Consider the following 19,342-nt stretch of genomic DNA (forward strand, 5'->3'; position numbering starts at 1 on the left):
GGCCAGGTCTGCTAGGAAATGGAAGCGTCGAGAATGTCGACGTCCGAACGGTCGCCGAGCAACTCCCAGCGCTGAAGCGAGAACGGCACGTTTCCGTTGAGCCACACGTAGTCGTGGAAGTCGCGCGTCGAGAAAGCGTCCTTCTGCTGGTTGATGGCATCCGTCATTAGGCGAATGAGAAGCATCTTGCCCACGTGGTACGACATGGCGAGCCCCGGCGTCGCGATGTACATCGACGATTCATCGAGAGCGGTCTCGCGGTCCATGGGAACCAGATCAACGAAGAACTGCGTCGAGTCATGAACGCTGAACTCACCCGTTGCCAGGCTCACATCAGCGATGACCCGCAGGCTGCGCAGACGGTTGAAGTTGTGGATGACCTCTTCGGAGTGTGGCGAATCGGTGAAGAGCCCCGCCAGCATCATCATTTCCTCGTTGTAGAACGCGATTCCCTCGTTCGCCGCGGAGTCGTAGTACCGGCGACGGAGCGGGTTCTCGTGACGGGAGGCCAGCGCGAGCTGCTGGTAGTGCGCACCCTCGTGAACGATGCCCAGCCGCGGATCGCGTGCGTTCGCCGCGTAGAAGTAGGGCAGCCCAGGAGTCGGGTCTGGCGAGTAAGAAATGCCGTCCATGTCGACTCGCTGCTCGCTCGTGAGATCATCGGTCACTCCCAGCCAGCGCAAGGGCTCGACATACGCGGGCAGGGCGCCGACGAGGTAGTGGCGCAGGTTGTCGGGTTGGCTCAGAAGGTTTTCGGACTCATAGAAGTCGCGAACCTGCTGCTCTTGCTCTGCCTCGCGAGCAACCTGTGCTTCGACGTTCTCCGAGAGCGTGTCAGCGGCAAGATTGCGATAGCGGTTGGTGACGATCGTTTCGGAGACCACTGCGCGCTGGTAGTCCTGACGGGCGGCGCGAACCATGTCCTCTGGTTCGGCGGCGACGAGTGCCACGTTGCGCAGGAACCAAACGAACTTCTCGCGACCTACGGCCTGATCTGGTGCCATGGAGTCAGCATTCGCTTCCAGCCAGTCGCGGAACGCGGTGAGAGCTTCGGCGGCGGCGGGCGTAGCGCTGCGTAGCTGCTCGAGCACGGCAGCATCGACATAGCCCTCGAGCTTCTCGACGGTGTCGGCGAACTGGGCTCCGGCATCCGACAGCATTTCGGCAGCAACTTTCGCAAGGGTGCTGACGCCGGCCCGGGCGAGGTTCTCTTGAGCCGTGGCGACCTGCGAAGGAATCGCCTCGGCGACGGTCACCAAGGCCTGCTGGCGTTCGGCAGAGAAAGGAGGCACTTGAAGCAAGCGGTCGAAGAACGGGCCGAGGATCTGACTCGTGAGGAAGACGGCGTCTTTCTCCCAGTTGCGCAGCGTGTCAATGTCCCAGGTGACGCGAGCTAGGGAGGAGCCGACCAAGCGGTAGTCGACCTGTACGGGAACGGGCTCTGAGCTGACGTCGATAGCCGCCCAGCGGGCGTGGAACTCGGCGTAGCGGCTGCGGATGTCGTCGATAGCGGCAACGCTGAACTGCGGCACCCAGTCGGCGCCGCGGTCGACGCGGGGAATGTCATCGCCCGTGTGGAACGCTATCGCGTGACGCCACTGCCATATTTCGGCGCCCAGTTGTTGTACGGCGTCGTGTCCCATGTGATCTCCTTTGACGAGCTCACCCGCGGGAAGCGTTGTGAGCGTAGATGTTTGATGTGTAGATGAAGAGGTGCTGTTGGGGCCCTGCCAGGAGGGACACAACCCCAACAGGTCTAGTGCGGCTCAGCAACCCGTGTTGCAAGAAGTTCCAGTCGCACGGCGGGGCCACCGGCGGGCTGATGCCAGCAGGCGGCGGCGCGTGAATCGTCAATCATGACGAGCGACGGATCTTCGGTCGAGCAGCGGTCCATGGCGACCGGGCAGCGCGGGTGGAACCGGCATCCGGTCGGCGGGGCGGCGGGGTCGGGAACTTCGCCGTCCGGGGCAACAGGCGCAGCGGCATCCTCTTCGAGGCTCGGGATGGCTCGCACGAGGGCATCGGTATACGGGTGCAGCCGAGATTCCCACAGCTCGTCGGTTGGCGCCGTTTCTACGATCCGACCGAGGTACATCACGGCGACTTTGTCGGCGATGTGGCGCACCACCGAAAGGTCGTGCGAGATGAAGAGCAGGCCCATTCCGCGCTCTTTGGCGAGCCCCACGAGGAGGTTCGCAATCTGAGCTTGAGTCGAGGCATCGAGCGCCGACACGGCCTCATCCGCCACAATCACCGATGGCTGGGGCGCGAGAGCCCGAGCAATGGCAATTCGTTGGCGTTGGCCACCCGAGAACTCGTGAGGGTAGCGGTCGGCTACAGCTGCGGAGAGTCCTACCGCTTCGAGCAGCACTACCGCAGCGGCGCGGGCCGACGAATCGCTGGAGGTGTCAGTGAGGCCGTCGGCGATCTGGCGCCAGATGCGGCGGCGAGGGTTCAGCGAAGAATAGGGGTCTTGGAAAACCATCTGCAGCCCGCGGTCTGCCTTGGGGCGTGCGCGGCGACCCACCGGACTCACCGGGATGCCGTTGAGAGTGACAGAGCCGGAGGTCAGCTTCTGCAGGCCAACGATGCCGCGGCCGAGAGTGGACTTTCCGCATCCGGACTCTCCGACGAGTCCGACGATTTCGCCCGGTCCCACTTCAAGCGAAGCTCCGGCGACGGCGCGAACGGGGCGACGGCCCGGGGTTTTGTAATCGACAATGACGTCTCGTACTTCAAGAAGCGACATGCTGATCCTTCCGAGGAGCGAGTGAGATATCGAGGGGGATAGCGCCCTCGGGTAGCGAGCCGAAAGGGTCGACGGCGCACGCAGCGAAGTGTCCCGGTTCTAGCTCGCGGAGTTCGGGTACATCGGTGCGGCACGACTCGACGGCGAACGTGCAGCGCGGGTTGAAGGCGCAGCCGCTCGGGCGACGATCAGGCGTCGATGGCTCACCGGGAATGGGAACGAGCGCCTTGCCGAGCGCAGCGCCCTCGGGTAGCGCTTCGATAAGAGCGCGAGTGTACGGGTGGCGAGTGGAATTGAGAACTTCGCCGATGGCGCCGCTCTCGGCCAGACGGCCTCCGTACATCACGTACAGGCGATCGGCGATGACGTTCATAACGGCGAGGTCGTGGGTGATGAACACCACGGCCATTCCCGTCTCCTTGCGCAGTCGGTCAAGAAGATCGAGGATGCCGGCCTGCACGGTAACGTCGAGCGCGGTGGTGATCTCATCGGCGATCAATAGCTTCGGGTCGCACGCCAAAGCCATGGCAATGGCGATGCGTTGGCGCATTCCGCCCGAGAATCGGTGGGGGAACGCGGTCAGTGCCGACGTGGGGTCGGGAATGCGCACCATCTCGAGCAGTTCAGCGGCACGTGCCCAGGCGGCCTTGCGACCGAGACCCTTATGAACCCTCAGGTGCTCAGTGAGCTGCGTTCCGATATTGAGCATCGGATGCAACGACGTCATGGGGTCTTGAAACACCATGGCCACTTCGGTGCCGCGAACGGATTGCAGCTGCTTCGGTGTCATGGACAGCACATCGACACCGTTGACGCGCACCTCTCCGGTGCTGGTCGCGCCCGCCGGGAGGAAGCCAAGGGAGGTCATCGCGGTCACGGTTTTACCGCTGCCGCTCTCGCCGGCGATGCCGACGATCTCGCCGGCGTTCACGGTGATGCTGACACCTTCAACAAGGTTGCGACCACCGCGGATCAGGATGGAAAGGTTATCTACTTCGAGAAGGCTCATTTGTCATTCCTCACAGTTCGCTCGTGGCGACAGAGCGCGCCGAGCGTGGGTCGAGGGCATCTCTCATGGCGTCGCCGAGGAAGTTGAAGCCGAGTACGACGGTAAAGATTGCAAGCCCGGGGAACAGGGCTACCCAGTAGTTGTAGAACACCGCAGCGCCGGAGGAGACCATTGAGCCCCACTCGGGCTCCGGGGGTACAGCGCCGAGGCCCAGGAACGAGAGCCCGGAGAGGAGGAGCACAGCGTTACCCAGTTCAAGCGATGCGAGCACGAGTACGGGCCCGGCGACGTTGGGCATTACTTCTTTGACGAGTGCTTTAGCGCTCGAGTCACCCAAGAGTCGGCTCGCGGCCAAGTAGTTCGTTTCACGAAGACTCAGCACGAGTGAGCGAGTCACCCGGGCGTAGGCCGGCCACGAGACGATGACGATCGCGAGCACCGCGTTCGTCAGCGATGGGCCGAGCGAGGCGGCGACAGCCATCGCGAGGATGATCGCGGGGAAGGCGAAGAAGAGGTCAACAACACGCATGAGCGCTGCATCCACCACACCACCGACGTAGCCAGCGATAGCACCGACTGTTGCGCCGACGATCACCGAGAGAGTGACCAAGAGAACGGCGAGCGGCAAGCTGACGCGAGCTCCATAGATGACGCGCGAGAGGATGTCTCGACCGACGACATCGGTGCCAAACGGGTGATCACCCGACGGCGGAAGGTACCGGTCGAAGTCTTGAGCGAGCGGATCGTGGGGTGCAACCCAGGGAGCAAATATCGCGATGACAGTCCACGAAACGATAACGAAGATGCCGACGACCGCGAGGGGCCTGCGCCACGCGGCCGGAAGCCGCTTGCGCGCGGGCAGCCAGCGACTGCGCTTGATCGGAATGCCGTCGGGGGCGAGGGTGGGGTCTGTAGTTGAAGTTGTCATGCTCTGCGAATCCTCGGGTCGATGACGCCATATAAGAAGTCGACGATCAGGTTGACGGTGATGTACACGAGGGCGACGAACAGGGTGACGCCGACGATCGCAGGAAGGTCGAGGTTGCTTGCGCTCCGGAAGGCGTAGGCGCCGATGCCCGGCCAGCCAAAGATCTGCTCGACGAGTACGGTTCCAGCGAGAAGCGACGCGAACGCGGTTCCCAGCACGGTGATCACGGGCACTAGCGCGCCGCGCAATACGTGACGGAGCACGACGGTGTGTCGAGGCAAGCCCTTCGCTTCGGCGGCGCGCACGTATTCGTTTCCGAGTACCTCGAGCATCGAGGATCGGGTGAAGCGCAGAAGAAGGCCGATCATGGGGGCCGAGAGCACGAGCGCGGGAAGAATTAGGTGGGTGAACGCACTCACGAACAACGGCCAGTTGCCGGCCGCAAGGGCATCGAAGGTGTACATGCCGGTGATCTGAGGGGGCGGAGTCTCACCGGGGTTCAGTCGACCCGAGGAGGGGAAGATGCGATTGACGGTTGAGAACAGGTACACCGCGATGAGGGCGAGCCAGAAAATGGGGATCGAGACGCCGCCAAGGCTGACGACGCGAAGCACCTGGTCAACGATGCCATTGGCGCGCAGCGAGGCAATGATTCCGAAGCCCACTCCCATCACGATGGCGATGAGGGTGGCGGCGATGGCGAGTTCAGCGGATGCGGGGCCGAACTGAGCGAGGTCAGACAGAACCGGGTTCTGAGTTCGAATCGATGTACCCAGGTCTCCGCGAAGGAGGTTGCCTAGGTAGATGAAGAACTGCATGTATAGCGGCTGGTCGAGCCCGTAGCGGGTGCGCATTGCGGCGACGATTTCGGGGTCAGCAGCCGCGCGCTCGCCGAGTCGCGAGGTGGCGGCATCGCCGGGGAGAAGTGCGGTGAGGATGAAGGAAACGAAGATGATTCCGACGGAGAGAATTGCGGCCGAACCGAGTCGGCTAAGGATGAAGCGAAACAACATGAGGGCCTCCCTCTCGCGTCGCAGAATGCGTCGTGCGGTTAGTGGAGTGCTGGTTGGCGGTTCGAGAAGAACCGCCAACCAGCACGATCCTGATTACTTTCCGATGTAGGTCAGGTCAATTCCGAACACTGCGGAGAATACTGCTCCCTCAATGTCCTTGCCTGCGACTACAGACGCTGCGGGCTGGAACAGTGGAGCGAAGACGCCCACCTCGTTCATAGCCAGCTGGTACTCGCGGAAGATAGCTTCGCGCTCTGCCTCGTCGGTGGTAATCGCAGCCTGGTCAGAGAGCTCGACGAGCTCGGGGTGCGAGCCGCCGGTCCAACCGGCGCGGAGACCGACGATGTTGTCCGGAGCGAAGACGAGGTAGTCGGCCGGGTCCGGGTAGTCCGGGTTCCAGAGCCAGAGACCCATTTCTTCGGTTCCGCCACGGTAGGAGTCAAGCGCCGTCGAGATGGGCGACGGAGCGAGAGTGATCTCGAGTCCGACTTCCTTCAGGTTGGCCTGAATACGCTCTGCAACAGCTCCGAAGCTGATTCCGGCTACCGAGAAGTCGCTCGGGTACTCGAGTTCGATTGGGTCGATGTCGCCGAGTTCAGCTACCGCTGCCTTGGCCTTGTCGAGGTCACGAACGGTGACGTCGGCGGGCTTGAGTGCACCGAAGAAGACGCTCGGCACTACGCCGGCAACCTGTTCGGAGCCGTCGCCAGCGATTTCGAGCAGACCGTCGTAGTCGAGGCCGTACTTAACAGCATCACGGAAGGCCTGGGTCGAGGTGATCTCCGAGATCTCCGGGTTCGCGTTAGAGAACAGGAAGAAGATCGTGGGCGAGATGCCACTTTCGATTACGAGGTCAGGGTTCGACTCGATTGCGGGAAGCTGGTCAGAGCCGAGGTCGAGCGCGATGTCGATCGTTCCGCTCTGAACATCCATCAACTGGTTCTCAGCCGTGGCGTTCTTGAGCACGATCTTCTCGTACGCTGCCGGCTCTCCCCAGTAGTTGGGGTTCGCCACGATGACAGTCTCTGTCTCCGTGTTGAAGGTTTCGATGATGTACGGACCGCTACCGGCCGACGTTGTGTTGAGGAATTCCTCAGCGGTGTCGGTCGTGCTGGCGTCTTCAGCATCGGTTCCACCGTTGGCCTTGACGACCTCGGAGTTCACGATACCGAGCGTCTGGGCGGTGATGATCGCCGGGATAGCGGTGTTCGGCTTCTCGGAGGTGATCACGACGGTGCTCTCGTCGGGGGCTGTCACAGACAGACCCTCCATCAAGAAGGAACCGTTGCCCTGGATGTTCTTGACGCGGTCAAAGGAGAAGACAACGTCGGCCGAGGTGAGCGGCGTTCCATCGGAGAAGACGACGTCATCGCGAAGCGCGAAGGTGTATTCGGTAGCGCCTTCGTTGACTTCGTAGCTTTCGGCGACCATCGGGATGGGCGTGGTTGCATCGCCCTTAGCGAAGGTCAACAGGGTGTCGTACACCGCTCGGCCGAAGATTCCGCCGGTCGTTTCGAAGCTGCGAGCGGGGTCAGCAGTGGCAAGGTCAAATGACTTGCCCAATACCAAGGTGTCTTTTACTGTGTCGGGGGCCGCTGTGTCTGCCGGAGTACAACCGGTAAGCACGAGAGCGCCCGCGATGACAGCGGCAACAAAAGCGCCGCCACGTGAGATTCTCATCAGGGTCATTCCTTTCAGTTCCGTTGGTGTTGCAGGGTGTGGTGCAGTCTGTGTTTCTTTAGTGCGCCGCCGAAGCCACAAGTACGTCTTCGTGGTTGTGAGCGACCCGCCATCCTTCTGGGGTCCGACGCCAAACACCCGTGTTGCGGATGCGCTCGTCTGGCGTGTCTCCTTCGAAACGAACCACGAGCATGTGGCGAAGTACAGCGACATCGCCCCACACATCGATGACCTGATCGAAAGCCTCGAGCGATTCAACTTGTGGTTGATCGTCTCCGGTCGGTCGGGTGGCTCGCACGGCGTTCAGGCCTTCGAGGCCGAACACCAACGCTTCGTGCTCCGAGTCCCAGATGGTGCAGTCGGGGTGGATGTGGCGATCGATACGCGGGCGATCCTGCGTTTCGAACCCGCTATACATTTCGTTCTGCCCGTGCCAGATTTCGGCTTTGTCGGTTTCGATCGTCATGTGATCCCCCTCGCCAGATGGTTATCTGCCAGCGGTGCGGTTAGTGCCGTGAGGTGAAGAACAAGAGGAGGCGGTGAGTCTGCGACGCGAGAGCGAACACGACTTTCGTTGTGGGAATGTCGGTTCAGATCTAGGGTAAGACTCGAGCGTCGACCTCTTGAATCGAGAGCCTACACGCAAGTTACATCATAGAACAAGTGTTCGTGTTGCGAACAAATCTCGATTTCGATCGCGGAAACACCGCGGAAATCTGCGGTACATGCGCCCGAAACGCGAGTCAGGCCTAGCGTGGCTCCGTGCGATCCGCGACCCGCTGAGACACTCGAGCGGGTTAGTCCGCGAAGCGTTCTGGGGAGAAGGGTGAGAGGTCTCGTTCTACGGGAATGCCCGTGGCGAGGTCGGCGAGAATGCGCCCCATGAGCGGTCCAGCCGTAAACCCCATGTGCGGGTAGATGCCGACGAAGACCCCGGGGGCCGCGTCGTACTCTCCGATGATCGGGAGCAGGTCAGGCGTCGCGTTTCCGATGCCAGCCCACGTGCGAACGACGTGAGCATTCGCGATCGCCGGTGCCACTTTCATGGCGACGCGCAGATTGTCCCGGAGCGAATCGGGATTCACTACCCACTCGCCTTCAGCGTTGCGTCGCGCCGGCCAGCCTCCGCCAATCAGGAGCGCGCCGGTGTGTGCCTGCTTCAGGGTCAGCTTGTCACCGGCGTAGTACACGAGGTGCTTCACCAGGGGCTTGACCGGTTCGGTGGCGCTCACCTGCACGGGCTCGCTCGTGACGGGAATGTCGAGGCCGAGCATCCGGCCAATGGAATTCATGCCATCACCGGCTGCCAGCACGATCGACCGAGCACGGATGGTGGTTGCCCCGGCTTCGAGCTCGTAGCCGTCGCTGGTGCGCGTGATGCTTGTCACGGGCGCACCCAGCGCAAAGCGAGCGCCGTGGTTTTCGGCGGCGCGAGCGAAGGCGGGCGCGGCAAGAAGGGGGTTGGCTTTGCCCTCGGTGGGCATGTACGAGCCTCCGGACATATCGGGGGAGACCCAGGGGGCAAGTTCTTGCAGTTCAGCTTGGCTGAGCATGCGGGAGTTGTAGCCGGCCTCCTGCTCGATCGCGACCTTGCGCGCAATGTCATCGAGTTGGCCCTGAGTAGCGCCGATCAGGATGCCGCCGTTTCGAGTGACTTCAAGGTCGACTCCGAGCTCGGCGGAGAGCGCATCCCAAAGCTCGAGGGAATCGGTGAGAAACCGCAGGGCGGGGAGGAAACTGCGTGCCCAGTCTTCGCCACGTTCCATGAACGACGGATGCTGGATCATCCCGTGAAGGCTGCCAGCGTTACGACCGGAGGCCTCGGTGTTGAGGTCTTTGCCGTCGACCAGCACGACATCGACGCCGCGCTTGGCTAGTTCGTAGGCGGTCGCAGCGCCGGTAATTCCGCCACCGATGACGGCAACTTCTGCATTCTGTTTCACTGTGTCTATCCCCGATCAACCCGTGAGTTCTGTGTCTACTATGCAGCCTGGGTGCTGCGCTCACGGGAGCGCAGCACCATGAAGGCGGAGGGGGAGGTTATTCCCACGAACGCTGTTCTTGATTGTGGATGAGGCGCCATCCCTCGGGTTCACGCTGCCACACGCCGGTGTTGCGCAGAAGCTCGTCGGGGGTGTCGCCCTCGAATACGACGGTGGCGTAGTGGCGAAGGACCGCGATATCTCCCCACACGTCGGTGACGGGGTCGTGCGCGGTAAGGGAGAGGACCTTGGGCTGGTCGTCGTCGGCGGGACGTGCCGCGCGAATAGCGTTGAGTCCGTCGAGGCCGATCACCATGGACCAGTTACCTGAATCCCAGATCGTGCAATCGGCGTGGATGTACTGATCGGTGCGAGCGCGGTTGCTGGTTTCAAATCCGACGTACATGTCTTGCTGGTTCGCCCAAATCTCTGCGGCATCGGTTTCGTTCGACATTCGTTGTGCCTCTCCTTTAGATGATGTGCAATCATGAATGAGAATAACCGCTATTCGCCCTCTCGTGCGCAAAGCGGATAGATGACAGAATTGATGTGAACACCACCCACGCTCCAGGAAGGCGCCGCCATGGTTGAACCACTAGCCCCCCGAACACACTCACTGCTCAGCGACCACAAGGTTCCGCTGGGAATCTTCATCGGGGGTGCCTGGGAAGAAACCGGCCGCGAGTTCTCGGTAGTTAACCCGTCGACCGGCAGCGTTATCGCCAGCGTGAGCGACGGAGACGCCTCGGATGCCGTACGCGCGCTCGACGCCGCCGTCGCCGCGCAAGATGACTGGCGCGCGATGGCGCCTCGTGCTCGCGCAAACCTCTTCCACGCGGCACACCGTCTTCTCGAATCCCGGGCGGATGCCTTTGCCGACATCATGACGCTCGAGAGCGGAAAGCCGCGAGCAGAGTCCGTGGGCGAATTCGCGCTCTCGATCGGGTTCTTCCAGTGGTACGCCGAGCAGATCGCCCACATCCACGGCACATACTCGTCGTCGTCGAACGGCGGATTCCGCGTGATGACCACGAAGCAGCCCGTGGGGCCCGCTCTGCTCATCACCCCGTGGAACTTTCCCATGCTCATGAACGCGCGCAAGGGTGGGGCGGCGCTCGCCGCAGGATGCACCGTGGTGTTCAAGTCGGCAAGCGAGACTCCGCTGACCGCGGCTCTGTTTGTGGCGACGCTCGAGGAAGCAGGTTTTCCCGCTGGCGTGGTGAACCTCATCCACACGAGCAATTCGGCATCGATCTCGGCGCCGCTGCTTGCCGACCCGCGACTGCGCAAGGTGAGCTTCACCGGATCGACCGGGGTGGGAAGCACGCTGCTCGAACAGGCCGCTCGCAACATCGTCAACACCTCGATGGAGCTGGGAGGCGATGGACCGTTTGTTGTACTGGATGACGCGGACGTCGATCTTGCTGTGAGGGAAGCCGTCAATTGCAAGTTCCGCAACGCTGGCCAAGCCTGCGTCGCCGCCAACCGAATCATTTTGCACCGCGACATCGCCGAGGAATTCACCGAGAAGTTCGTGGCTGCAGCAGGCAAGCTTGAAGTGGGCGACGGCTTCGATGCGAGCGTCGTGGTTGGGCCGTTGATCAACGCTCGCCAGCGTGACCGCACCGGGCATCTCGTTGAAGACTTCCAAAGTGCCGCTGGCGCGACGCTGCTGCTTGGCGGCAAGGCGATTGATCGTGACGGTTTCTTCTTCGAGCCGACGGTAATGAGCTTCCCCGACAAGAAGCACGACTTCTGCAACGACGAAATCTTTGCGCCGGTCGCCGCGCTCTACACCGTTGACTCTGTTGCCGAGGCGCTTGAATTTGCCAACGACACCCACTACGGCCTGGCGGCATACCTCTTCACCCGTGACATTTCGCGGGCGGTCGCGCTGTCAGAACGACTCGACTTCGGAATGGTCGGGGTCAACCGCGGAATCATGGCCGAACCAGCGGCTCCGTTCGGCGGAGTGAAGTCATCGGGACTGGGCCGCGAGGGTGGCCACGAGGGCCTCGAGGACTTCCTGGAGACGAAGTACATCGCGCTGACAGTTGATGAGTCGAGCTTCGAATAGTCAGCACTCTTCGTAATTAACAAGTAAAGGGCCGAGATGAAATCTCGGCCCTTTACTTGTTGTTGGTTATTAGCGCTTGATGTCGCGTGAGATCTGCTCGGTCACTTCGAGCAAGCGTGGCAAGAACTTTGACTCGAGCTCTTTCATCGAGGCGCGGGACGCCGGCACGGAGATGTTGACGGCCGCCCATATCTTTCCAGCAGCGTCATAGACCGGGGCGGCGACAGCGCGAACTCCGTGCTCGAACTCCTCGTCGTTGATGGTCCAGCCCTGTTCTCCCGCCGTCGCGATGAGGGCTCGAAGTTCACCTTCATCGGTGATGGTCTTGTTGGTGAGTGCGGGGCGAGGGTAGGTCGCGAAAAAGTCGTCGAGCTCTGCAGGGGAGAGCGCCGACAGCAAAAGCCGACCGGTCGATGTGGCAAAAGCGGGGAGTCGGCGACCCACTCCGATGTTCACAGTCATGATTCGGTCTGCGGCGGCACGCGCGACGTAGACAATCTCACCGCGATCGTACGTGCACGCAGAGCAGGACTCATTGAGTTCTTTGCTGAGTTCCTCCATGTAGTGCTGAGTTACCTCAACCGTCGTTGACGACGAGAGGTAGGCGTAGCCGAGTTCGAGAACACGCGGGCGGAGGTAGTAGCGCTTGTCGTCGACTCCGAGGTAGCCCAATGACTCGAGGGTAAGGAGGAAGCGACGGGTGGCTGCGCGGCTCTGATTGGTGGCGCGAGCGACGTCGGCCATAGAGAGGCGATCATGCCGATCGCTGAATGCCCGAATGACGCGGAGGCCGCGATCGAGGGACTGGACGAAATCAGCCGCTCCGTTCGCTGGGCTTTCTGGATCGCTCACTTTTTGTCCCTACCTGAATCTTAATCGACAAGAAAACTAGCATATAGCGGATACGGACCATTTGTGTGCGCTATACGGACAACTCGACCGCATAGTGAAGCACTTTGCGTCGATTTTGGCTCCGTGGCGCGGAACTCCCGTATGCTGTAAATGTTCATTACACGCACACTCGTGCGCAGAGAGGAAACTGTGGTCGCCGAACTCCGAGGTAGTTATACCGTCGCCGTAACCCCATTCACCGCCGACGGCTCGTCAATCGACGTCCCCGCGCTCAAGCGATTCCTTGATTGGCAGCTCGAAGAAAAGGTCCCCGGCATCATCATGCTCGGCACGACCGGCGAGTTTGTTGCCATCACCGATGACGAGCGTCAGCAGGTCGTCGAGGAGACCGTCAAGCATATCGATGGTCGCATTCCTGTCGTCGTTGGCTCAATGGCCGCCAGCACGAAGGAAGCGGTTCGTCGCAGTGCTCAGGCTGAAGAGTTGGGCGCCGATGGCCTCATGATTCTTCCTCCCTTCTACTACACGCCGACGGATGACGAGATCTTCCGTCACTACAAGGCGATCAGTGAAGCCGTGCAGATTCCGATCATGTTGTACAACAACCCGGTCACCTCGAATGTCGACATGAGCGCCAAGCTGGTTGCTCGACTCGCCCGCGCTTTTGAGAACGTGCGCTACATCAAGGAATCGAGCCAAGAGCTCGGCCGGGTACGCGACGTGCTCGAAGCCAGCGACGGCCTCATCAATGTCTTCGCGGGAGAGCGCGTTGTCGACTCCTACCTTCTGGGTGCGGTCGGCTACGTCAACCCGTACGGAAACTACATTCCTCGCGCATCCGCTGGCTTTGTGCAGCTCGCCGCTGAGGGGCGCTACGAAGAAGCGCGCACGATCCAGCGACTCATTGATGAACTTGACGAGATCATCGCCGAGGGGCACCCCACGTACGGTCACCAGTGCTACTCGAAGGAGTTGGCTGCTCGCGCAGGCTACCCCGTGGGTACCGTTCGCCCGCCGCTCACGACGTTCGCGCAACTGGGCGACGAGGGTGAAGAGCGTGTCAGCCGCATTCTCCCGATCATGGAACGGATCGCGCAGCAGTCCACTCACCTGGGCCTGTGATCGACGCGTGAATACGAGCCTCGAGCACGACGGCGAAGCGCCGACCATAGCGCTTATCGGCGTCGGCACAATCGGTATCGGTTGGGCCGTAGTGTTCGCAACGAGTGGCTGCCGTGTTCGCGTGTACGACTATGAGCCCGCGATGCTTGATCGCGTCATCCCCGCTGTGGAGTTCCGCCTCAACAATCTTGCTGAGGCGGGACTCATCAGCGAATCTCCCGCGACCGTTCTGGAGCGCATCGTCGTAGCGACATCCCGCGAGGATGTAATTGTGGGTGCCGTGCACGTTCAGGAGAGTGTCACTGAGTCTGTCGAGGTGAAGAGGGATCTCTTTGCTTGGCTTGATGAGGCGACCGGGCGCGGCGTCACGCTGGCAAGCTCAACGTCGACGATTCCGTCGTCACAGTTCACCGCAGAGCTTGCCGGGCGCGATCGCTGTCTGGTCGTGCATCCGGCAAACCCGCCCTATCTACTGCGCGTGGCCGAAGTCGTGCCCTCGGAATACACGAGTGATGCAACGGTGGCAATAACCGCTGCCCTCCTCAGCTCAGTGCGAATCTCTCCGATCGTCGTGAAGAACGAGATCGAGGGCTTCGTCTTCAATCGGCTGCAAGGGGCGCTGCTGCGCGAGGCGTATTTTCTCGTCGGCGAGGGTGTCGTTACCCCGCGCGATGTCGACACTCTCGTGCGCGAAGGTCTCGGCAGGCGCTGGTCGATTACGGGCCCCTTTGCGACTTCCGAGCTCAACACCCGCGGCGGTACGGCTCAGCATGCCGAAGTCATCGGCGCCGTCTATGCCCGCATCGGAAGCGCTCGCGGCACCGGTGACCCTTGGATTCCCCAGACCATTGCTTATGTCATGGATGAGATGAATGAGCTCCTTCCCGGTGACAACTGGGAAGCGAACGTACTCCGTCGCGAGCTCGCCATGATCAAGCTCGAGGGCCTGCGCCACCAAGGCGATGTGCCGAGCGTCATTCTCGAAAGCTAGCGCCCTCACCGCACGACTAGCTACGAAGAGGGCGCCTCGCTGCTGCTGCTACGACGTGGTGTTGGTCTTGAGGATGCGCGAGAGGAACTGCTGCGTGCGTTCCTCCTTGGGGTGACCGAGAACATCTGCCGGCTTTCCCATCTCGATGATCGAGCCGCCATCCATGAAAACAACGCGGTCCGCGACGTCGTTGGCAAAGTCGATCTCATGAGTAACAACCATCATCGTGAGGCCTTCGGTCGCGAGCCGGCGCATGATCGAGAGCACTTCGCCAACTGTCTCGGGGTCGAGAGCAGAGGTCGGCTCGTCGAAGAGCATCACTTTCGGCCGCATGGCCAGTGCGCGAGCTATAGCTGCACGCTGTTGCTGTCCGCCGGAAAGCTGACGAGGGTAGGTGTTCTCCTTGCCTTCGAGTCGCACCCACTCCAGCAGCTGTAGGGCGTGCTTCGTGGCGTCGGCGCGGCTCGTTCCAAGCACCTGCATGGGTGCCTCGATGATGTTCTCGAGCACCGTCATGTGCCCGAAGAGATTGAAGCTCTGGAACACCATGCCGATGTCAACGCGTTGGCTTGCGAGTTCGGCGGGCGAGAGTTCGACGAGATGGCCGCGAGACTCGCGCACGCCGACCGGGTCGCCCTCGAGGCGCACGACCCCACCGTCCGGCTTCTCGAGGTGGTTCACGCAGCGCAGTAGCGTGCTCTTTCCCGAGCCGGAAGGGCCAATGATGCAGACGACTTCACCGGGAAAAACATCAAGGTCTACTTCACGCAAGACCTGAAGCTTGCCGTAGTGCTTCGACAGGCGCTGAATCTCGATGATGGGTTCTGTATCGGTGTTCATCAGCGCACGGGCTCCTGGGTAGCAAATTCTTGACGGGCGGATGGGCCAAACAAGTTCTTGAATTTGGTGAGGTACGAGTCGGGCACGTTGCGGTTGGCACCCTTGGCGTAGTGCTTCTCGATGTAGTGCTGACCGATCGAAAGAACGGTGGTGAGGAAGAGGTACCAGATGCAGGCCACGACGAGCAGGGGAATGGTTTCGAAGGTACGGGCGTAAATGACCTGCACGGTATAGAGGAGTTCGCTAATGGCGACGATGCTCACGAGGCTGGTTCCTTTGAGCATCGAGATGACCTGGTTGCCCGTCGGGGGAACGATGACGCGCATGGCCTGGGGGAGCACGATGCGGTTCATGGCGCGGCGGCGCGACATGCCTAACGCTGCTGCTGCCTCGGTCTGGCCATGATCGACCGATTGGATGCCGGCGCGGAAGATCTCCGACATGTAGGCGCCCTCATTGAGCCCGAGACCGAGCATCGCGGCAACCATTGCCGTGACGACAGAGTTGGTTTCGACTTCGAGAAACTGGGGACCGAAGGGGATGCCGAAGCTCAGCGTCGGGAGGAAGCTTGCGAGGTTGTACCAGAACAGCAATTGCACGAGCAGAGGTGTTCCGCGAAAGAGCCAAATGTAGCCGTCGGCTGTCACGTTCAACAGGAGGCTATTGGAGATCTTCATGAGCGCGAGTAGGAGGCCGATGACGCAGCCGAGCACCATCGCGACAACCGTGAGGAAGAGGGTGAGGCCTACGCCGCTGATGACTTTCTCGCTAAAGAGGTAGGACCAGACGACATCCCATCGCATGGCGTCGGCGGTGAGAAACTTCGAAATGATTTCGAGAATGACGAGAACGACGAAGATGCGCAGCGCCCAGCCGCCGATGGTGGAGAGAGTGGACCGCCCGCTTCGAGCAGCCTTGACTTTCTTGCCCGAGGGGAGGATGCCGAGTTGCAGCTGAGTGGTGAGGGGGCCCCGCTCGGGTTCCCTCTCTACGGTCTCTTTCGTTCCCATGGGGCGTCCCGTCTTGTCGATTCTCGGTCGCACGTGACGTGGTGACCGGCAATTTATCCATCATAGGGGTTTGTGCGCTTAGTGACCAAGTGTTCGAAAACTTTACACAATCGTAGCCAGAAGCGTGTCCCGGGTTATTGACACCTCCGCACGCTTGGTGAACACTTGCACGCTAAGCGAACAATTCTTGTTACAGCGAAGGAGCCCCACAGTTATGAAGAAGCTCACCCCCCAAACGCACCGCCGCATTGTGGCCGTCGCCGCATCCGCCGCGCTTGCCGTTTCCCTGGTCGCCTGCTCGAGTGATTCCGATTCCGATACGGATGCCGGAAACAGCTCAGAGGGCACCGAAGTCGCTGGCGTCATGATCACCAAGGATGCGGACCTCGCGGCAATGCTGCCCGAAGCTGTCGCAGAATCCGGCAAGTTGACGGCCATCCAATACGACAACGCTCCGGCAGACACCTTCCTTGACGAGAACGACGAACTCGCCGGCTGGGGCCCCGACCTTGCTCGCGCCACGGCTGCCGTGCTCGGCCTTGAGTACGACGCCGAGGTTTCGGGAGCCTTCGACACCTTCATCCCCGGTATCGAGAACGGGCGTTACGACACCTCCTGGGCGTCGATCATCGTGACCGAAGAACGTCTCGCGGTCGTCGACATTGTTGCCGTGCACGAGAGCACCACCGGCGTCATCACGAAAGAAGGCTCTGGTCTCAGCATCGGCGCCCCCGACGAGCTCTGTGGGCTGCGTATTGGAGCGCTCGCGGGTTCCGCGTTCCTAATCCAGCTCGACGAAATCATTGCCACGTGCGAGAGCGCTGGCGCAGAAGCGCCTTCCGTTGACTCGTTCCCGCAGCAGGGTGCGGCGTTGCTCGCCGTATCCTCCGACCGCATCGATGCCTTCATGACCGCAAAGGGCCAGCTCTCCTGGCTGCTGCGTGATGGTGGCAGCGCTGATGGATTCGAGATTCAGGCGCTCGACTACCAGCCGAACCTCGAAGGTGTTGCTGTGGGTAAGGACTCCGGAATGACCGAGGTGATCACCGCCGCGGTCAACAAGCTGATCGAAGACGGCTCCTACGAGAAGATTCTCGGCTTCTGGGACATCGACTTCGGCTTGGTTGACGAAGCAGTAGCGAACCCCGCGCTGTAAGGAACTCTCGCTCGAATACGCCACACACACGAAGGTCCCCGCACCGCGACAACTGTCGCAGTGCGGGGACCTTCGCTGTTAAGCGTGACGAAGGTGGCCGACTAGCCCCGGGCGGCGGCGTACTGATTCGGCCAGCGCGGCTCGGCCCCGAGCTGTTCGGCCGCGACGTTGACCCAGTGCGGGTCGCGCAGCACGGCCCGACCGAGCATGACAGCGTCGGCCTGGCCGGAGCGAATGATCGTCTCGGCCTGAGTGGCGTCGGTGATGAGGCCGACGGCAGAGGTGGTGATTCCGGAGCCAGCCTTCACCTGGGCAGCGAACGGCACCTGGTACCCCGCACCGATCGGGATCGACGTGCGCACAATGCCCCCCGTTGAACAATCGATGAGGTCGACGCCAAGATCTTTCAACACGACAGAAAGCCGTACCGTGTCGTCGATATCCCAGCCGCCCTCAGCCCAGTCGGTCGCTGACACGCGCACGAAGAGGGGGCGACCGGGCGCCCAGACTTCGCGCACCGCCGTCACGACTTCGCGGAGCATCCGGGTGCGCCCGTCGAAGTCGCCGCCGTAGCCATCGGTGCGCTGATTCGAGAGCGGTGACAGGAACTGATTGAGAAGGTAGCCGTGGGCCGCGTGGAGTTCAACAACGTCGAATCCGCAATCGAGTGCTCGTTGGGCTGCCGAAACGAAGTCGCCGGTGATCCGCTCGATCTCGGGGATCGTGAGCTCGTGGGGTTCGGGAAGTGTCGAGAACGCAATCGGCGACGGGGCGAGCGTCGACCATCCGCCCTCAGCGGGATCGATGTAACCGGTGCCCGACCACGGCGTGGAGGTCGATGCCTTGCGGCCGGAATGCACAAGCTGCACTCCGATGTGAGTGCCCTGTTCGTGAACAAAGTCGACGATGGGTTTCCAGCCGGCCGCCTGCTCGTCGTTCCAGAGGCCAGTGTCGTGGGGAGACAAGCGGCCTTCGGGGCTGACCGAGGTTGCCTCGGTCAGGATGAGACCGGTTCCTCCCATCGCAAACTGTCCGAGATGAATGAGGTGCCAGTTGAGCGGCACGCCATCCGCTCCCGCAGAGTATTGGCACATGGGCGAGACCCACGCGCGGTTCGAGAAGGTGACGTCTCCGATGGTGAGGGGGCTGAAGAGCTCTGAGGCGCTCATCGAACGTAGCTCGCGCCGTTGACGTCGAGCGTGGCGCCGGTGAGGTGACGCAGGCGCCCCTCGCACAGCATGCCCACCAGAGTCGCGATGTCCGTCGGGGGAACCCATTCCTTCATCGCGAGGCTCTCGGTGATGCGGTCGACTCCGCCAGAACTCAGTGCCGCGGTCTGGCTCATCTCGGTCTGAACGACGCCAGGAGCGATGAGGTACGCGAGCACGTTCTCTGCGGCGTAGGCGCGAGCGACAGTCTTGAGCATGGCGGCGTAGGCCGCTTTCGACGCCGAGTATCCGACGAGGCGCGAGCTGGAGGCTCCGCGCTGGGCAGCCCAGCTGGAGATGCCGACGATGACGCCGCCGCCGTTCTCGAGATGGTGTTGGGTGGCAAGACGGGTCAGGTCGGATGGTGCGCGAGTGTTGACCTGAAGGGCGAGATCCCAGGCGGCGTTCCATTCCGCTTCCGGGGCATCGAACTCCACCTCGGGCATCACGGCGGCGTTGCACACCACGGCGTCCACACGGCCGTGCCAGTCGACGGCGGTCTTCCAAAGCTGAGCCGCCGCCGCTGGGTCGGAGAAGTCTGCCGAGACGAGAAGTCTCTCGGTGGCGGATGCGGTGGCCTCTTCTGCGCCGGCAGCAGAGGTGTTGTATTGGGCGATCACGTGCGCGCCGCGCTCACTCAGTTCACGAGCGATGCTGGCCCCGATGCCGCGCGAGGCGCCGGTCACGAGAATATTCTTGCCTGCGAGATAATCCATGGTTTCCTC

18 protein-coding genes are annotated in these 19,342 nt (G+C 61.8%); 4 read left to right on the forward strand and 14 right to left on the reverse strand.

Annotated features, from left to right (window positions below):
• Positions 1 to 11: 11 nt before the first annotated feature.
• From ESZ53_RS10220 to ESZ53_RS10260, 9 genes are all read right to left on the reverse strand, one after another.
• Positions 12 to 1,643, reverse strand: coding sequence for a DUF885 family protein (locus ESZ53_RS10220; RefSeq protein WP_129072728.1), 1,632 nt, complete (start codon positions 1,641 to 1,643; stop codon positions 12 to 14).
• Between the two features lie 113 nt (positions 1,644 to 1,756).
• Complete coding sequence (locus ESZ53_RS10225) at positions 1,757 to 2,749, reverse strand: ABC transporter ATP-binding protein (RefSeq protein WP_129072729.1); 993 nt, start codon at positions 2,747 to 2,749, stop codon at positions 1,757 to 1,759.
• The gene (locus tag ESZ53_RS10230) at positions 2,736 to 3,758 is read right to left on the reverse strand and encodes an ABC transporter ATP-binding protein (RefSeq protein WP_129072730.1); all 1,023 of its coding nucleotides are present in this window, start codon (positions 3,756 to 3,758) and stop codon (positions 2,736 to 2,738) included. The genes ESZ53_RS10225 and ESZ53_RS10230 overlap by 14 nt, the downstream gene beginning before the upstream one ends.
• A 10-nt stretch (positions 3,759 to 3,768) precedes the next feature.
• The gene (locus ESZ53_RS10235; RefSeq protein WP_129072731.1) at positions 3,769 to 4,686 is read right to left on the reverse strand and encodes an ABC transporter permease; all 918 of its coding nucleotides are present in this window, start codon (positions 4,684 to 4,686) and stop codon (positions 3,769 to 3,771) included.
• Entirely contained in the window at positions 4,683 to 5,699 is a 1,017-nt protein-coding gene (locus tag ESZ53_RS10240) for an ABC transporter permease (protein WP_129072732.1), read from the reverse strand. Before ESZ53_RS10240 ends, ESZ53_RS10235 begins: the two co-directional genes overlap by 4 nt.
• A gap of 93 nt (positions 5,700 to 5,792) precedes the next feature.
• On the reverse strand, positions 5,793 to 7,379 hold the full coding sequence (locus tag ESZ53_RS10245; RefSeq protein WP_168187225.1) for an ABC transporter substrate-binding protein: 1,587 nt from the start codon (positions 7,377 to 7,379) through the stop codon (positions 5,793 to 5,795).
• 58 nt (positions 7,380 to 7,437) lie between these two features.
• The gene (locus tag ESZ53_RS10250; protein WP_129072734.1) at positions 7,438 to 7,845 is read right to left on the reverse strand and encodes a nuclear transport factor 2 family protein; all 408 of its coding nucleotides are present in this window, start codon (positions 7,843 to 7,845) and stop codon (positions 7,438 to 7,440) included.
• 331 nt (positions 7,846 to 8,176) lie between these two features.
• Entirely contained in the window at positions 8,177 to 9,322 is a 1,146-nt protein-coding gene (locus ESZ53_RS10255; protein ID WP_168187226.1) for an FAD-binding oxidoreductase, read from the reverse strand.
• Between the two features lie 97 nt (positions 9,323 to 9,419).
• A complete protein-coding gene (locus ESZ53_RS10260; RefSeq protein ID WP_129072736.1) occupies positions 9,420 to 9,815 on the reverse strand; it encodes a nuclear transport factor 2 family protein in 396 nt (131 codons plus the stop codon).
• A 129-nt stretch (positions 9,816 to 9,944) separates the two neighbouring features.
• Between ESZ53_RS10260 and ESZ53_RS10265 the strand changes: the two genes are divergently transcribed.
• Positions 9,945 to 11,438 (forward strand): NAD-dependent succinate-semialdehyde dehydrogenase, encoded by a 1,494-nt coding sequence (locus tag ESZ53_RS10265; RefSeq protein ID WP_129072737.1) that lies wholly within the window; start codon positions 9,945 to 9,947, stop codon positions 11,436 to 11,438.
• 69 nt (positions 11,439 to 11,507) lie between these two features.
• Here the strand turns inward: ESZ53_RS10265 and ESZ53_RS10270 are convergent, their stop codons facing one another.
• On the reverse strand, positions 11,508 to 12,290 hold the full coding sequence (locus tag ESZ53_RS10270) for an IclR family transcriptional regulator C-terminal domain-containing protein (RefSeq protein WP_129072738.1): 783 nt from the start codon (positions 12,288 to 12,290) through the stop codon (positions 11,508 to 11,510).
• Between the two features lie 189 nt (positions 12,291 to 12,479).
• Here ESZ53_RS10270 and ESZ53_RS10275 point away from each other — a divergent pair, with 189 nt between their 5' ends.
• Positions 12,480 to 13,412 carry a dihydrodipicolinate synthase family protein gene (locus tag ESZ53_RS10275; protein WP_168187227.1) on the forward strand — a complete coding sequence of 311 codons (933 nt, stop codon included), beginning with the start codon at positions 12,480 to 12,482 and terminating at the stop codon, positions 13,410 to 13,412.
• A 7-nt stretch (positions 13,413 to 13,419) separates the two neighbouring features.
• A complete protein-coding gene (locus tag ESZ53_RS10280; RefSeq protein WP_168187228.1) occupies positions 13,420 to 14,403 on the forward strand; it encodes a 3-hydroxyacyl-CoA dehydrogenase in 984 nt (327 codons plus the stop codon).
• Between the two features lie 48 nt (positions 14,404 to 14,451).
• Here ESZ53_RS10280 and ESZ53_RS10285 read toward each other — a convergent pair whose 3' ends face one another.
• Entirely contained in the window at positions 14,452 to 15,243 is a 792-nt protein-coding gene (locus ESZ53_RS10285) for an amino acid ABC transporter ATP-binding protein (protein WP_129072741.1), read from the reverse strand.
• On the reverse strand, positions 15,243 to 16,253 hold the full coding sequence (locus ESZ53_RS10290; RefSeq protein ID WP_129072742.1) for an amino acid ABC transporter permease: 1,011 nt from the start codon (positions 16,251 to 16,253) through the stop codon (positions 15,243 to 15,245). The genes ESZ53_RS10285 and ESZ53_RS10290 overlap by 1 nt, the downstream gene beginning before the upstream one ends.
• 214 nt (positions 16,254 to 16,467) lie before the next feature.
• Here ESZ53_RS10290 and ESZ53_RS10295 point away from each other — a divergent pair, with 214 nt between their 5' ends.
• The gene (locus tag ESZ53_RS10295; RefSeq protein WP_129072743.1) at positions 16,468 to 17,409 is read left to right on the forward strand and encodes a transporter substrate-binding domain-containing protein; all 942 of its coding nucleotides are present in this window, start codon (positions 16,468 to 16,470) and stop codon (positions 17,407 to 17,409) included.
• A 101-nt stretch (positions 17,410 to 17,510) separates the two neighbouring features.
• Here the strand turns inward: ESZ53_RS10295 and ESZ53_RS10300 are convergent, their stop codons facing one another.
• Together ESZ53_RS10300 and ESZ53_RS10305 are read right to left on the reverse strand one after the other, a co-directional pair.
• Positions 17,511 to 18,578 carry an NADH:flavin oxidoreductase/NADH oxidase gene (locus tag ESZ53_RS10300; protein WP_129072744.1) on the reverse strand — a complete coding sequence of 356 codons (1,068 nt, stop codon included), beginning with the start codon at positions 18,576 to 18,578 and terminating at the stop codon, positions 17,511 to 17,513.
• A complete protein-coding gene (locus tag ESZ53_RS10305; protein WP_129072745.1) occupies positions 18,575 to 19,333 on the reverse strand; it encodes an SDR family NAD(P)-dependent oxidoreductase in 759 nt (252 codons plus the stop codon). The genes ESZ53_RS10300 and ESZ53_RS10305 overlap by 4 nt, the downstream gene beginning before the upstream one ends.
• Between the last annotated feature and the right edge of the window lie 9 nt (positions 19,334 to 19,342).

The organism is Salinibacterium sp. UTAS2018 (assembly GCF_004118935.1).
In the GTDB taxonomy this organism is placed as follows: domain Bacteria; phylum Actinomycetota; class Actinomycetes; order Actinomycetales; family Microbacteriaceae; genus Rhodoglobus.

Coding starts and splice junctions, on each gene's coding strand:
- ESZ53_RS10220 (WP_129072728.1), bottom strand. CDS start 1,643: ATGGGACACGACGCCGTACAACAACTGGGCGCCGAAATATGGCAGTGG.
- ESZ53_RS10225 (WP_129072729.1), bottom strand. CDS start 2,749: ATGTCGCTTCTTGAAGTACGAGACGTCATTGTCGATTACAAAACCCCG.
- ESZ53_RS10230 (WP_129072730.1), bottom strand. CDS start 3,758: ATGAGCCTTCTCGAAGTAGATAACCTTTCCATCCTGATCCGCGGTGGT.
- ESZ53_RS10235 (WP_129072731.1), bottom strand. CDS start 4,686: ATGACAACTTCAACTACAGACCCCACCCTCGCCCCCGACGGCATTCCG.
- ESZ53_RS10240 (WP_129072732.1), bottom strand. CDS start 5,699: ATGTTGTTTCGCTTCATCCTTAGCCGACTCGGTTCGGCCGCAATTCTC.
- ESZ53_RS10245 (WP_168187225.1), bottom strand. CDS start 7,379: ATGAGAATCTCACGTGGCGGCGCTTTTGTTGCCGCTGTCATCGCGGGC.
- ESZ53_RS10250 (WP_129072734.1), bottom strand. CDS start 7,845: ATGACGATCGAAACCGACAAAGCCGAAATCTGGCACGGGCAGAACGAA.
- ESZ53_RS10260 (WP_129072736.1), bottom strand. CDS start 9,815: ATGTCGAACGAAACCGATGCCGCAGAGATTTGGGCGAACCAGCAAGAC.
- ESZ53_RS10265 (WP_129072737.1), top strand. CDS start 9,945: ATGGTTGAACCACTAGCCCCCCGAACACACTCACTGCTCAGCGACCAC.
- ESZ53_RS10285 (WP_129072741.1), bottom strand. CDS start 15,243: ATGAACACCGATACAGAACCCATCATCGAGATTCAGCGCCTGTCGAAG.
- ESZ53_RS10290 (WP_129072742.1), bottom strand. CDS start 16,253: ATGGGAACGAAAGAGACCGTAGAGAGGGAACCCGAGCGGGGCCCCCTC.
- ESZ53_RS10295 (WP_129072743.1), top strand. CDS start 16,468: ATGAAGAAGCTCACCCCCCAAACGCACCGCCGCATTGTGGCCGTCGCC.
- ESZ53_RS10300 (WP_129072744.1), bottom strand. CDS start 18,578: ATGAGCGCCTCAGAGCTCTTCAGCCCCCTCACCATCGGAGACGTCACC.
- ESZ53_RS10305 (WP_129072745.1), bottom strand. CDS start 19,333: ATGGATTATCTCGCAGGCAAGAATATTCTCGTGACCGGCGCCTCGCGC.